This is a genomic window from Candidatus Dechloromonas phosphoritropha (assembly GCA_016722705.1).
GTDB lineage: Bacteria > Pseudomonadota > Gammaproteobacteria > Burkholderiales > Rhodocyclaceae > Azonexus > Azonexus phosphoritrophus.
The window spans coordinates 734830-748566 of sequence record JADKGN010000004.1; the positions used below are offsets into that span (position 1 = coordinate 734830).

11 protein-coding genes and 1 pseudogene are annotated in these 13737 nt (G+C 59.6%); 7 read left to right on the forward strand and 5 right to left on the reverse strand.

What is annotated here, in order from left to right:
- Positions 1-7: 7 nt before the first annotated feature.
- The 3 genes from IPP03_09135 to IPP03_09145 form a co-directional block, all read right to left on the reverse strand.
- On the reverse strand, positions 8-2200 hold the full coding sequence (locus IPP03_09135; GenBank protein MBL0352810.1) for a DUF3141 domain-containing protein: 2193 nt from the start codon (positions 2198-2200) through the stop codon (positions 8-10).
- A gap of 427 nt (positions 2201-2627) precedes the next feature.
- Entirely contained in the window at positions 2628-2978 is a 351-nt protein-coding gene (locus tag IPP03_09140) for a carboxymuconolactone decarboxylase family protein (protein ID MBL0352811.1), read from the reverse strand.
- A gap of 710 nt (positions 2979-3688) precedes the next feature.
- Entirely contained in the window at positions 3689-4801 is a 1113-nt protein-coding gene (locus tag IPP03_09145) for a hypothetical protein (protein MBL0352812.1), read from the reverse strand.
- 396 nt (positions 4802-5197) lie between these two features.
- On the opposite strand from IPP03_09145, the gene IPP03_09150 reads away from it, so the two are divergent.
- The gene (locus tag IPP03_09150) at positions 5198-6691 is read left to right on the forward strand and encodes a Ppx/GppA family phosphatase (GenBank protein ID MBL0352813.1); all 1494 of its coding nucleotides are present in this window, start codon (positions 5198-5200) and stop codon (positions 6689-6691) included.
- On the opposite strand, the gene IPP03_09155 is transcribed toward IPP03_09150, so the two are convergent.
- Entirely contained in the window at positions 6658-6969 is a 312-nt protein-coding gene (locus IPP03_09155) for a hypothetical protein (protein MBL0352814.1), read from the reverse strand. The two genes, IPP03_09150 and IPP03_09155, sit on opposite strands and share 34 nt — an antisense overlap.
- Here IPP03_09155 and IPP03_09160 point away from each other — a divergent pair.
- The 3 genes and pseudogenes from IPP03_09160 to IPP03_09170 all read left to right on the forward strand — a co-directional run bounded on the left by IPP03_09160 (position 6968) and on the right by IPP03_09170 (position 9163).
- A complete protein-coding gene (locus IPP03_09160) occupies positions 6968-7633 on the forward strand; it encodes an adenylate cyclase (GenBank protein MBL0352815.1) in 666 nt (221 codons plus the stop codon). The genes IPP03_09155 and IPP03_09160 overlap by 2 nt on opposite strands.
- A gap of 80 nt (positions 7634-7713) precedes the next feature.
- Positions 7714-8913 (forward strand): hypothetical protein, encoded by a 1200-nt coding sequence (locus tag IPP03_09165; GenBank protein ID MBL0352816.1) that lies wholly within the window; start codon positions 7714-7716, stop codon positions 8911-8913.
- A 52-nt stretch (positions 8914-8965) separates the two neighbouring features.
- A pseudogene (locus IPP03_09170) lies at positions 8966-9163 on the forward strand (tyrosine-type recombinase/integrase).
- Between the two features lie 195 nt (positions 9164-9358).
- Here the strand turns inward: IPP03_09170 and IPP03_09175 are convergent.
- The gene (locus tag IPP03_09175; protein ID MBL0352817.1) at positions 9359-10480 is read right to left on the reverse strand and encodes an AraC family transcriptional regulator; all 1122 of its coding nucleotides are present in this window, start codon (positions 10478-10480) and stop codon (positions 9359-9361) included.
- A gap of 93 nt (positions 10481-10573) precedes the next feature.
- Here IPP03_09175 and IPP03_09180 point away from each other — a divergent pair, with 93 nt between their 5' ends.
- The 3 genes from IPP03_09180 (at position 10574) to IPP03_09190 (ending at position 13736) form a co-directional block, all read left to right on the forward strand.
- Positions 10574-10822, forward strand: a complete 249-nt coding sequence (locus tag IPP03_09180; protein ID MBL0352818.1) for a hypothetical protein — start codon at positions 10574-10576, stop codon at positions 10820-10822.
- Positions 10823-10918: 96 nt separating this feature from the next.
- Positions 10919-11947, forward strand: coding sequence for a hypothetical protein (locus IPP03_09185; GenBank protein MBL0352819.1), 1029 nt, complete (start codon positions 10919-10921; stop codon positions 11945-11947).
- A gap of 562 nt (positions 11948-12509) precedes the next feature.
- Positions 12510-13736, forward strand: a complete 1227-nt coding sequence (locus IPP03_09190; GenBank protein ID MBL0352820.1) for an efflux RND transporter periplasmic adaptor subunit — start codon at positions 12510-12512, stop codon at positions 13734-13736.
- Position 13737: the final 1 nt, after the last annotated feature.

Here is a 13737-nt window from a genome sequence, read left to right on the forward strand (position 1 = left end):
CCTTGTCTTAGCCCGCCGCACCCGGTTCGGCCGCAGCGAACAGTTTCTCGATCCGCATCAGCCGTTCGGCCTGTTCGCCGGCGACCTCGCCGGCCGCCGAAACAACCTGGCGAATCTTGTCGAGCGCCTCGTTCCGGACGTCAACATCGCCAGGAAGCATTTGCGGAATCGCTGCCAGCGCGCCGTCGCGGTCAAGCAGCAAGGCGAAGAACTGTTCGCGCAACAGCTGTTTGAATTCTTCCAGAGTCAGGCCGCCGTGCTCGGCGCGCATCTGGCGCAACACTTCGAAAGCGCGCTCGTCTACGCCCGCTCCAGCCAAACCGATGTAGACCAGACTGCGAATCGTCGCCTCGCGCAACCCGCCTTCGGCAAGGCGGGCCTTGAGTTCGGCGATACGCTGCTCGATGAAGGCGACACGCTCCGGTTCGATGCCGGGATGCCGGCGCACGGGTTCATCCGCGGCGCGTATTCCGACCAATGCCTGCAAAACCGGCGAGCTGTAGAGGCCAAGGAAGATCTGCTCCATGGAGTGATCGCGCAAGTCGCGATAGCCGTCGAGGGCGGCGATGATTCCGTCCGAGATCGCAGCCTGTACCTGGAGCATCGGATTGTCGGGTGAAGCGGGCCGGCGCTGCTCGCGCACCTGCTCGGCGAGCAGGGCAATCTGCCGCATCAGCGGGTTGCGCTCCGAAAAAAGTTGATAGGGCAGTTCGGCAGTGTTCAGCTTGGGCAGCCATTCGGCGGTCTGGTTGTTGGCAAGAGCCTGAACAAAGGGCTGAAACAGCGTGCGATAGAGGCCGAGATTGATCTCCGAAATCTGCCTCACGGTGGCGAAGCGTCGTTCGTTCTCGGGGTCGGGCTGGACGATGGCCCGGACGTCGTCCAGCGTGCGCGGCTCGAAGCGCACGATCCAGTCGCCGCCGACCAGATCGGCGTTGACCGTGGCGGTGGCCTTGGGGGTCATCACCGCCTCGTACAGGCCCGGCGGCAGGACGTCGATCAGATCGATGTTGGACGAGAACTCCTGATGTTCTTTCCTGGCGACGCCGCCTGAAACGAAGATGCCGAGATGGCCGATGGTTTCGTGGATGGCGTAGACGATGGTCTGGCCACAGGCGCGGAGGTCGTCGTCCTTGCCGTAGAGGTCGACGATCCAGCCCAGCGCCTGCTGCGGCGGCGTGATGTTGTCGCCCTTGGAGCAGAAACAGAGGATCGGCGAACGGATATTGCGCAGGTCGACGCGCACGCCTTCGCTGGTAACGATTTCGGCGGTGGCCAGCCGGTTGCCGACAAACAACTGGTCGACAATCCACTGCATTTCTTCGGCGTTGAGGCTGACGTGACCGCCCCACCACTTCTCGAATTCGAGAAAGCGCGCTCCCTCGGTGTCGACCTTTTTCCACAGGTCGAAGTTCTTGGTCCACAGCGTGTTGGCGGGGTTGAGATTTTCGAAGTTTTCGACCAGATGGGCGCCGTCGAACTTGCCGCCGCCGAGGTCGCTGGTGAGCGCGGTGACCCAACTGCCACCGGCCAGGCCGCCCGTGTAGCGCATCGGGTTCTCGCCCTCCACCCCGGCCCAGTAAGACAGCGGCGAGCCGGGTATGATCAGCGGCCCGAAGAGTTCCGGCCGCGTCGCCGCCAGCATCATCACCGCCCAGCCGGCCTGGCAGTTGCCGATCACGCAGGGCTTGCCGTCGGCTTGCGGGTGGAGTTCGATGACCTTCTCAAGAAACACGGCTTCCACGCGCATGATGTCTTCGATGGTCTGGCCCGACATCGGCTCCGGCGTGAAGCCGACGAAATAGCTGGGATGGCCGGCGCGCATCGCCACGCCAAGTTCGCTGTCAGCCTTGAAACCGCCGATGCCCGGCCCGTGCCCGGCGCGCGGGTCGACCACGACGAACGGGCGTTTCTTGGGGTCGATCACCACGCCTTTCGGCGGTTTGACGCGCACCAGCAGGTAATTGGCCGGCCGCTCGAAGGTCCGCCCGTCCAGCACCAGTTCGGCGTCGAAACTGAGCACGTTCGGCACCTCCTTCGCCTTTTGCGCGTAGTACTGATCGCTACGCTGGCGCAGCACGTCCCAGAACAGGATGGTGCGCTGCCAGCCATCAATCCAGTAATCAAGAGCCTGTTGGCCAGGAACGGGAATGGCTTGTTGGCTGGAAAAGGGAAAGCGGGATTGGGAGGGGTCAGTCATCAAGAAACCTCTTCAGCATTCAAAAAATCAAGACGGATTTCCCTTGACAGCGCGCTCGGTTTCTCCAGCAAATCCGCCGCTTCACGCGACATTTCACGCTGAAGTTCCTGCCTTGTCGCCGTCCAGAGAGTGATTATCATCCTATCGGTTATTCTGTAAGCAAACTCTTTGATTCAATTCGCCGCGACGGCGGTTCCATCACAGGCCACGACCCGACCATCGGCAGTCCGAACGCGACATCGATATTTCACTGAACCCATGGCCAAACGCATACACGACGCGTGCTCTAGGGTTCACTATCCTACTCCATGCGCCATAATTGTCATGCACATTACACGACAATCCATACACTGCTTTCGACATCACGCGAAGAAGTTCCCTGTCCCGACAAGAAGCCTGCCGAGTGCCGGACTCCTGATGGACGCGCCTAGTTTGGTGCGGTGAATTCCTCATAGGCGCGGACTGCTTCGGCGGCGTACATCAGGGCCGGTCCGCCCCCCATGTAAACGCAGACACCCAGCGTTTCCATCAACTGCTCGCGGGTGACCTTCAAGCGGATCAGCGCCTTGACGTGAAAGCCGATGCAGCCGTCGCAGTGCTGCGCGACCCCAATCGCCAGCGCCAGCAATTCCTTGTCCAGTTCGCTGAGAACGCCGCCTTTCATTGCTCCGTTGTGCATGGCACTGAAGCCCTGCATGGTGTCGGGAATTTCCTTGCGCAGGGTACCCATGGCTTTGGCAAGATCAGAAGTTATGGTGACGAAGGATTTGCTGGACATGGTCAATTTTCCTATATAAGCGATTTCCCACTCTACTTGCTGGGAGCGTGGTTGGCAACCAGGACCCAAAGCTCGCGCCAACCATCCGGCATTCGCCCTTTACCCGAATGCCGTCGGTCATGGCAAGCCTCCCGTCGGCCAGATGCCCGATACGATGGCGCCTCGATGATCTTGCATTCTTGCCGGTTACTTGCGCCCCAACGGCGGGACGGACCGCAACCGCTTGTGCCAGGTGGCTGGCGGGACTGATTCCCATTGCGCGAAGGCCTTGGCGAACGCGTTGGTTTCGGAACACTCTTCGGCATCCTGCCTGGGCAAATGGACGAATTGCTGTTGCCGAATTTCGATTTTTTCCGGGCGGGGGCGCTGGCAAATTTAGCTGCGGCGCTAAGGAAGCGCTGATCTACTCGGTTTACGAAATTTCCGCCCCAATGCAATCAATAGCTTACGTTGCGTTTTCGACGCAAGAAAGGAATCAATCAGCGCTTCGTTATGGCTGACCAAGGAGGGAGGAAATCAATCACCGGCCAACGGACCTGATGGTCGCTATTGCTGGCCCGTCATCCCTCACTGTGTTGTAATCCGATTTACTCTACGCCGAAGCGCCCCAAGCCGCCCAGCCTTAGCGAGTACCGAACGGCAGAATGTTGACCGCTTGTTATCCATGCATGCTTTCCCCTGTTGTCTCGCAAAGGAACGCGCTCTTCCGTTCAGTTCGCGGGCACGGTCAGTACCGGCGCCTGCGGCGCCACTCCGGTCTCGGCGAGCGAGGTAAGGAACAACAGGAAGCTGAAAATGCTCTTGGATCGGAAATCGCGGTTATCGATCCAGAACCAGTGGCGCTGATAACGCACGGCGACGAAGGCGTCCGTCGGCCGTTCGGTGCCGGCATGGATTCTCACGAGGGGCAGGTCGCGAGGTCCGCTGTTCGGGTCGGGTGGTGGGATGGAAAAGGTGTGCCCCTCCTCGATGTCCTTGGTCGGCACCTCCACCCGGGCGCCCAATTCGATCAGCATCTCGAGTATGGAACGAGTGAGCACCGCCAGTTCCCGGTCATTACGCGGCACGGCCCCAAAGGTCAATGAGAGTTCGCTCGCCTCGATCTGGATGCCGAGCGCCGTGCGCAGGAACCGAATATCCTGTTCGACCGCTGGCGTCAGCTTGCTGCCACGAAAGGTGATCAACGACATTTCATCGGAGCCGCGTTTTTCGAGCCGAAAACCTATCGCCTCGGACAACTGCATCCGGCGCAGCGCGTCGAGAATCCGATAGAACTCCGGGTCGGCGTCACGGATTCCGCTCGACCGGTTGGAGCGATTGTAGACGCCGTTGATCGCACGCGTCGTCAGTTGAAAGATCAGATCCACCGGGTAGCCTGCCTGCACCAACTGGAACAAGGCTGACGGTGCAATCGGTCGCATGAGTCCCCGGGTGAATCTGTCTCCCTGTAACGGCGTATAGCTGATGGTGGGCCGATCGCTATAGAGGGCACCTGCCCCGATGGTAGCGCCCTTTCCCCAGGTGTCGGGAAGACCGGGAGTCAGACCCGATGAAAACGTGCCAGCCAGATTAACCTGACTTTGCAGTTGATACGAACTGATCACCGACGAGACCTCAAGGAACATCGGGGTGTCGCCGTAGCGCAGCTTCACGATGTTCAGCAGCATCTGATCCTTCCACGACGTCGCCAGCGCTTCAGCGTAATCCAGGCGATCCCGGTTCATGGAACCCGCTCCGATGCTCGCGCAGGCCGACAGCAGCGCCAGAATCAACACGGGCAGGATAAGTCGTAACTGCTTCCTCAGTTCACCTAGCCACGGCATTTCGTTCTCCCCGTTTCGTAACAGCGCCTTGCCCCGTTCCGCGACCGACTGTTACCGATGTCGGAATACCCGGGGTGACTCCCTTGATGGCTCAAGCCTTTGGTCCGGCCGTCACGCAGGCGTGACATCGTAATATCTTGGCGGTTTCAAGTTCGAAGTGTAGCGAGTTGATAATGAGGCCGGCCGGAATTGATATGGGGTTTCAATCTTCCACCAACAGCCAATAAGTCTGCAAATGCACGAATCGTTAATAACATTTGAGACAGATCAACACACGGCCATGAAAAATGTGGCATGAATCAGACCAGTGCTAGATGGAGGGTGACAGGATTATTCGGTTTGTGGTGTGTAGACGCCTATCCCGATAACGAACTTTTCGAGAAAGAACAACCCATCATGGACAAAATTACGCCGCGCTGGGAATGGCGCTCATTCGGTCGGAGCTTCGGAGAGGCTGAGGCGCAGCTAGCGGGACTGACGCCGGAGGGGGTGCAGGAGAGCGACGAAGTCTATCTGCTATCTGGTGCCGGCGGTAATGTGAAGGTCCGAGCAGACCTGATGGACATCAAGATGCTGCAGCAGGTCAATGCAGACGGTCTTGAGCAGTGGACGCCGGTCATGAAAGCGGAGTTTCCGCTACCAGCGCCCGAAGCGACAAGGGTGTTCGAATCGCTCCGGCTCCCGGTGCCTGCGCTGTCCCGCGCGAACTACGCATTCAACGAGTTCATCAAAGCGTTCGCCCAGCCGGGCGGTGCGATTGGCATGGTGAACGTCCACAAGCGGCGGATCCGCTATACGGTCGGCGGCTGCACCGCTGAATTCTCCGATGTGGTTGCGAACGGCAAGCCCACCCGTACGATCGCCGTCGAGTCGACGGATGCGGAAGCGGTCATTCGTGCCGTCCGCGGACTTGGCTTGGGCGGCTACACGAACACCAGCTATCCCCGCGGGCTGGCGGCCCTGATCGACGATGAACCGGAACGCTACGCCGTCATCGACGCGGGCACCAATTCGATCAAGTTCCACATCGGCGAACTTGACGTCGAAGGACGTTGGCGCACCGTCATCGACCGCGCGGAACTGACACGCCTCGGAGAGGGCCTCGCGCAGCAGGGCGTGATCATCGACACCGCACTTGAACGAACGGTCACCGCGATCGCGGGCATGGCCGATGAAGCGAAGCGGCACGGTGTGCGGGCGATCGCCGCAGTGGGCACGGCCGGCCTGCGGATCGCCGCGAACGGCAACGAAGTCGTCGTCGCCATCCGGGCGCGCACCGGCGTCAATATCGAAGTTATTTCCGGTGAGGAAGAGGGCCGGCTGGCGTACCTGGCAGCCAAGTCCGGCCTCGGGTTGAAGACGGGCTCGCTCGTCGTGTTCGACACCGGCGGCGGCAGCTCCCAGTTCACCTTCGGGCACGACTCAAGTGTGGATGACCGTTTCAGCGTCGAAGTTGGCGCCGTGCGCTACACCGAGCGCTACAAGCTTGATGGTGCCGTGTCGCTCGATGCACTGCACGAGGCCATGGCGGCGATTACGGCTGACCTGTCGCGCATCGAAGGACGCCCGGTTCCCGAAAAACTGGTGGCGATGGGGGGCGTCGTGACCAACATGACCGCGGTCAAGCACGGGCTCGCCACCTACGATCCGGCAATCGTTCAGGGCACGGTCCTCGATCGCGCCGAGATCGATCGCCAGATCGAACTCTACCGGTCGCAGGATGCGGATGCTCGCCGCGCCATCATCGGCCTGCAGCCGAAGCGGGCAGAAGTCATTCTCGCCGGTGCATGCATCGTCCGGACGGTGATGGCGATGCTGGGCAAGGAGAGCATCACGGTGAGCGATCGCGGCCTGCGTCACGGCGTGCTGGCCGAGCGCTTCGATTCTTGAGGTGCATGGGGTTTCGGCAGGAAAACTGCTAGAACCGAGTGATTTTGACGTTGAAGAGAAGAAGGAAAATAAGCCATTACCACCGCTAAAAGCACTAAGACCACGACAATGGCGAAGACCACGAAGGCCGCGAGTGTTCCCGCAACCAGGAGGACTTCGGAGCCCAGGAAGGCCATGCCGGCAGGTGAAGTACCGGTCGTCTCAGCCGAGGGCCTGGCGAAGGCTTTCCAACTTAGCAAGGGGTCGACCAGCATCGAATTGAAGGTATCCGTGCCCATGACGGCGCACCGTGGGACGATGAAGCGCCTGAAACTCGACCCGGTCGAGGCGCAGCCGCGGCAGGCGTTCTTTTTCGATACCCCCAACCTGGACTTGTTCAAGGCCGGTGTGGTGGTCCGGGCCCGGCGTATCCAGGGTGGCGGCGGTGACACTGTCGTCAAGCTGCGTCCGGTGGATCCGGACCAGATCGACCCGAAGCTGCGGCACTCGGCGAGCTTCAAGATCGAGCTGGACATGATGCCAGGCGGCTTCGTGTGCTCGGCATCATTCAAGGGCGTTTGCACCGGCAAGGAGGTGCTCGACATCACCGCTGGCAAGATGCCGCTCAGTTCACTGTTGTCGAAGGGTCAGCGGGCGTTCTACCAAGCGCACCCTCCGGCGAACCGCGATATGGATACCCTGGTTACATTGGGGCCCGTGCTCATGCTCAAGGCCAAGCAACGGCCCAAGGACTACGATAGTGACGTCGTCGTGGAACTGTGGCTCTATCCGGACGGCTCGCACATCCTCGAGATTTCCACCAAGTGCCTGCCGAACCAGGCCTTTCAGGCCACCGCCGAGTTCAAGGGTTACCTCGCCAGGTGCGGAATTGCGCTCAGCGGAGCCCAGGAACCGAAAACAAGATTCGCGCTGGAGTACTTCCAGGCCCGCCTCAGCGAATAAAATCGACGCATTGGCGGATAGGCAAAAAAGGGCGACTCGAAGCGATCGTCGAATCCTGACAAATTACTTGAGATAACGACATGATGACACCGCCTGAAAATCTGACGACGGAGCAGACCGACTTCTCGCTGGTGCTCGGCGGGCCGCTGTACCAGCTTTTTCGACGCGTACATCTGTCAGGAAATACGCTTGAACTGGTCCGGCGAAGGGTCATCGCGGGCGTACTGCTTGCTTGGGTGCCGCTGCTGGTACTCTCGGCTCTTGAAGGGAAGCTGCTGGGTGTGACCGCGGCCGTTCCCTTCCTGCTGGACATGGAAGTTCATGTTCGTTTTCTGGTGGCGCTGCCGCTGTTGATCTCTGCAGAGTTGGTGGTCCACCAGCGCATGCGTCTTGTGGCAAAGCAGTTCCTGGAGCGTAAGGTCATTCCAGAAGGCGACAGGACACGGTTTGATGCCGCCATCGCGGCGGCCTTCCGGCTACGCAACTCGCTGCTCGCCGAGGTGCTGCTGATCGCTTTCGTCTATGGTGTGGGGGTCCTCGTTTTCTGGCGCCTGTACACGGCACTCAACACGACCTCGTGGTACATGGTGCCTACCGGTACGGGCTCGTCGCTCTCCTTGGCCGGGATATGGTATGGCTACGTGAGCCTGCCGATCTTCCAGTTCCTGATGCTACGCTGGTATTTCCGGCTGTTCATCTGGGCGCGCTTTCTCTGGCAGGTATCACGTATTGACTTGAGCCTGGCGCCCCTGCACCCGGACCGCGTCGGCGGCCTGGGGTTTCTTTCCCAGACGGCCTACGCCTTCATGCCGTTGGCGGTGGCGCACGGCGCGCTGCTTTCCGCAATGATCGCCAATCGCGTCTTGCATCTCGGGGCCGCACTCACTGAGTTCAAGGTTGAGATCGCCCTCGTGGTCATATTTATGCAGTGCCTGGTGTTTGCCCCGCTCTTCCTTTTCGCAGCACAGCTTGCTGAGGCGAAGCGGACGGGCCTACGCGAGTATGGCACGCTGGCCGAGCGTTACGTGCGCGAGTTCGATGCCAAATGGCTGCGCAGCGGCGCGCCGCCCGATGAACCCTTGGTGGGCAGCGCCGACATCCAGTCGCTTGCCGACTTGGGTAATAGTTTCGAGGTGGTGCGGGGTATGCGCTTGGCACTGTTTACGAAGGACGCCGTCCTCCAGTTGGCGGCTGCCACTCTCGTGCCGATGGTGCCGCTGCTGCTCACGATGATGTCGCTGGAAGAACTGCTGAGAAAGCTGTTTGGAATAGTATTCTAGAATGAAATTACTCGATGTCGCGCAAGGAGCACGGCTCGGGCTTCCCGGTGCCGGACTGACGCGCCACGTCCATCCGCACGTGCTGCGCCATTCGTTCGCCTCGCCCATACTGCAATCTTCCGGCAATCTGCGGGCGGTGCAGAAATTGCGCGGTCACGCCAGCATTGCCTCGACGCAGGTCTATACGTATCTCGATTTCCAGCATCTGGCTAAGGTGTTCGGCGCCGGTCACCCGCGCGCCAAACTCTAGTTGATGGTTACCCCAAGTTTGTGCAGTCCCGGCGAGGATGATCGAGCGACCGGTTCCTTCAAGCGCATGCTGCGGTCGACCGGCAAAAATGGCCCATAATCAGGCTTCAACGAATGTTGAGCGTGGCGAACCCCTAGATGCCACCGCCGAGCCACATGATGATCCGCAAGGCACGGCCCGGCATTACCCTGCTGATCAGCGCCGCTTGCGCCAGGTGGCCGGCGGGACCGATTCCCATTGGGCGAATGCCCTGACGAAAGCATTGCTTCCCGAATAGCCAAGCGCTGCGGCAATCGTCGGAATGCTGCTCACCGTGTCACGCAGCAATTGACACGCCAGTTGGTGTCGTGCGTTCTTGTGCAGTTCACGAAAACTGCTTCCTGCCTCCCTGAGTCGCCGATTGAGCGTCCGCGGATGAAGACCCAAGCAACTGGCGATACCCTGAAGCGAACAGCCCGGCGTCCCAAGCAGGCGAACCAGTTGCTTCTGGGCCTGGACTATGAAATCATCATCGCAGAAATCCCGCATCATGCGGACGTGCTGCTCGAAATACGTTCGCAAACCGGCATCGGCCAACCGAACCTTCTCCGAGAGCCACGCTGCACTGAAGATCAGCGCTGTCTGTTCGGCGCCAAACTGCAAGGGTGCAGCAAAAAAGCGCCGATAGGGGTCGATGTTGTCGGGCTTGTCGCGGCGGAAGCGCACTTCGCTGGGCAACCATCCAGGACCACACATGGTACGCATGATGTTACACAGAAGTGCCATCGCACCATCGTCAAGCTGTTCCCACCCTTCCGCGTAAGGGTAAAGCGTCTGGTAACCAAAAATGGCCTGCCTCCCGGCCATTTCAAGGTAGGGCACTGCCACACGATTGTGCAGATGCAAATTTTCGGCAAGATCCTTGAGCGCCGTCTGGACGTCCGGCGCATTGCGCATCAGGAATCCGATGGCGCCCAGAGCCGAAGCATTGTTGCGCTCCCCCAATAGCAGACCAAAATGGGAACACCCGGTTTCGCGTGCGCAAGCCGCCAATATCGGCGCCCTGATCTCGGCTGCCATCCGGTTTTCCGGGTCGGCAAAGGTGCTTTCGCAAAGCCCAAACTTTTTCAGAACCCGGTCAGGCGCGACGCCGAACTCCCGCAACATGCCCGGAACAAGGAGGAACGGCCCGACACGAACCATTCCGCTTGGCGGCGGTGAATACAAAATGGCTGAAGAGATGGTCGTCATGTCGATAACAAGCCAGATAACGTCGTGAATAGTGTAGCGATTGTCGTCCCGCGCGTATAGCAAGCACAGTGCGAGGGATAGAATCATCTGGCAAGGACAAGCAAGCCGTTTCAACTTGACCCATGGTTTCATGGAAACGTCGATATCGAATTCAGCTTGCCGATTTTCGAAGCGCGACCCATGATGAAGACATCAACGGCGTGCCGCGAGTTGAATAAAGGAGATGGCGATGAGCAAGAAGAAGACAGCAAAAAACAAGCAGTTCCAAGCGACGAGAAGAAGGTACGCCTCAACATCATCACGCACCTGCTTCGCCTGATCCCCTACCAGGAAATCAAGCGGGCGAAGGTCGTCCTGCTCAAGCGACAAAGTCCAGGCAAATACAAGGAACCGGATTATCCGTACAAATATGTGCCGGCAATATACTGAGCTGCCTATCGGACGAGACTGGCGGTTGCGGCCTTAGCAACGCCGTAATCAGCAGGCAGCAGTTTGATCAAGCGTTTGTGAACGGAGGGGTTAATCTTGGGTATTCTCGACTGGTTCAAGAATCGGGCTGGGCAGTTCGAAACGGATCGGCTCTCCGGGGAAATGGTGCAATGGGCCTGCGACAAAGCCATCGCGCTGACCAACCCCCGCCTGAAACTCCTGCCAAACTGCAACAAGCGTCTGGCGCCTGCGGTCGAGACAACGATCAAGTTCCTGCAGGGACTGGTCAAGCAATTGCCAGCCGTCCGGCCCATATCGGTCGCGATCTGGTCCAGCGATCCGGCGTTACGGGCTTTTTTCGTCTCGCCGTCTGACATGAAGTCCGTGCTCACCCGCGCGGACAACCTGCGCGCCTTGTTCGAGAAGTTACCGGAACTCGATGAGGCCTATCTGGTTCTTGGCATGGAATTCACCGAACAGCGGGTATTCGGTTTGGGGTTGCAGGGAGAGATGCTCCAGCGCGATGTCGCCCAGACGACCGTCAACTTTTCCGACCACAAGACGCGACTTTGCGGGCGCGATGAAACGGGTTTGCGCCGCGTCATCGGTGTCGAGATTTTCGAATATCTCATTTCACGGGCCTTGTCGGATATTGGCGCAGAGCGCAACGAGCGGCAGGAACTGCAGGCAAACCGTGCGCTGATCCGGACACGCCTTCGCTTGCTGCAGCAACACGGGCCAGGCATGGGATCGATACTGGGCGAAGCGCCGGCGGAAGCCACTAAGCAGGCCCGACTGGAGGCGGACCTGCTCGCTAATGAGCAACAACTGGAAACGATGGGCGGCGGCGAGGCGATACTGGAGAACGATCTCGAAACCCTCAAGAGAGTACTCGCCAACCCGCAGGACTACCTGTCGATCGAGCCGAAGCATTTGCGCGTCAGCTCAATGAATGTGGTGCTCGGCGAGACAAGTACCGATTCAGCGGCTGAAATCGACTTTGCCGTCATCGAACTAAAGGGCGCGATGCCGGCATATCGTGCATTCATCCTGGCGCGTCTCGCCCGGGCCGACTTGCCGCCAGCCCAATCGATGAACTACTACGAAGCAATGCGCTATCTTTAAGTGCTACGTGGTGAAGCAATGCAATCTATCGTCGTCCTGCGACCGCTGGTCGTGCTGATGCCGCTGATGATCTACATGCTCGGTAGTGAGAACAACACCCGCTATCTGATCGGCTACTAACAGGCGGCCATGATTGCGCAGCATCCGGAGCGCTCGGCATCCAGGGCGCTGGAGTTACAGGCTGTCAACGCTAGCCTACATTTGTTATCCGTACGCGATGACCCCAAGGCTTCACAGGCGCTTGACACGCAGTGAAGCCTGAGACTCGAGTCAGCAAGGCCGATCTGGATCACCGCTAAAGATGATCTGGCCAGAGGGTCAGGCTCGGTTATCGAATCAGGAATCTATCGCAATGTCGATAAGCGTGTATATCAGGTCTGTTTATGTGTACGGCGTTTGCCGCGCGGGGATTACCTGGCAAGCGACTCGGAACTATCGGATTCAGAAGGATCCAAAGCAAAATGAATGTCTCACAGTACAGTAGAATCGCGCATCAGCCACCCTGTCTTCGATTGGGAAACCCGCTGACACCTGAACCGAATTGCCCAGAGCAGGAGCAGTCATGATACTCAACCCATCCCTAAATTCTTCCGCCAGCCGTGACTTCAAGTGGGCTGTGGCCGGGCTGACCGGTATCGTCCTGTTGGTCACCGCTGGCTGCGGCAAGGAGCAGGCAGCGTCGCCAACGGTGCCGGTCGTCGAGGTGGTGAGTATCGCGCAGCGCGACGTGCCAATCTACATGGAATGGGTCGGCGCACTGGACGGCGATGTCAATGCCGTCATCCGTCCGCAGGTCACCGGATACCTGATCAAGCAGAACTACCGCGAAGGCGATCTGGTCAAGAAGGGTCAGGCGCTGTTCGAGATCGATCCGCGCACCTTTGAAGCCGCGGTCGACGAGGCCAAGGGCATCCGCGCCCAGAAGCTTGCGCGCTACGAGACCACCTCGGCCAACCTTGCGCGCATCAAACCGCTAGCGGCCCAGAATGCGGTCAGCCAGAAGGATCTCGACGACGCTACCGGAGCCAATCAGTCGGCCAAGGCCGAAATCGAAGCTGCTGACGCCTCGCTCAGGACGGCTAAACTCAATCTGGGCTTTACCCACATCACCTCGCCGATCACCGGCATCGCCGGCATCGCCAAGGCCCAGATCGGCGATCTGCTCAGCCCGAACATGGCGACGGAACTGACCACCGTCTCCACCGTCGATCCGATCAAGGTCTATTTCAACGTCAGCGAGCGCGAATACCTCAAGGTGGCCGCGGCAGCCGCAGCCGTCGGCAAGAGGACCGAGAATATCCCACTCAACCTGATTCTGGTTGATGGATCGTTTTATCCTCATCAGGGGAAGGTAGCCACGCTCAACCGGCAGGTTGACCCGACCACCGGCACCTTCAAGGTCGCTGCGCTGTTTCCGAATCCGAACAATCTGCTTCGCCCCGGCCAGTACGGCAGGATCAGGGCGACGATGTCGGTAGACAAAGGGGCACTGCTGCTCCCACAACGCGCCATCACCGAAATGCAAGGCAAGTACTTGGTTGCCGTCATCGGCGCCGACAACAAAGCCGAGATCCGGCCGGTAACCGTTGGTGAACGCATCGGCAGCGACTGGATCATCAGAACTGGGCTACAGCCCGGCGAAAAGGTGATCGCCGAAGGTACCCAGAAAGTCAGGCCGGGGATGATAGTGAATCCGACGCCCTTTGTCCCGGCCACGCCCGCGGCTGCCGCAGACCCGGCTATACCCGACGCAAAGCCGGCGGCGCCTGCACCTGCCAGCAAGGGATAAG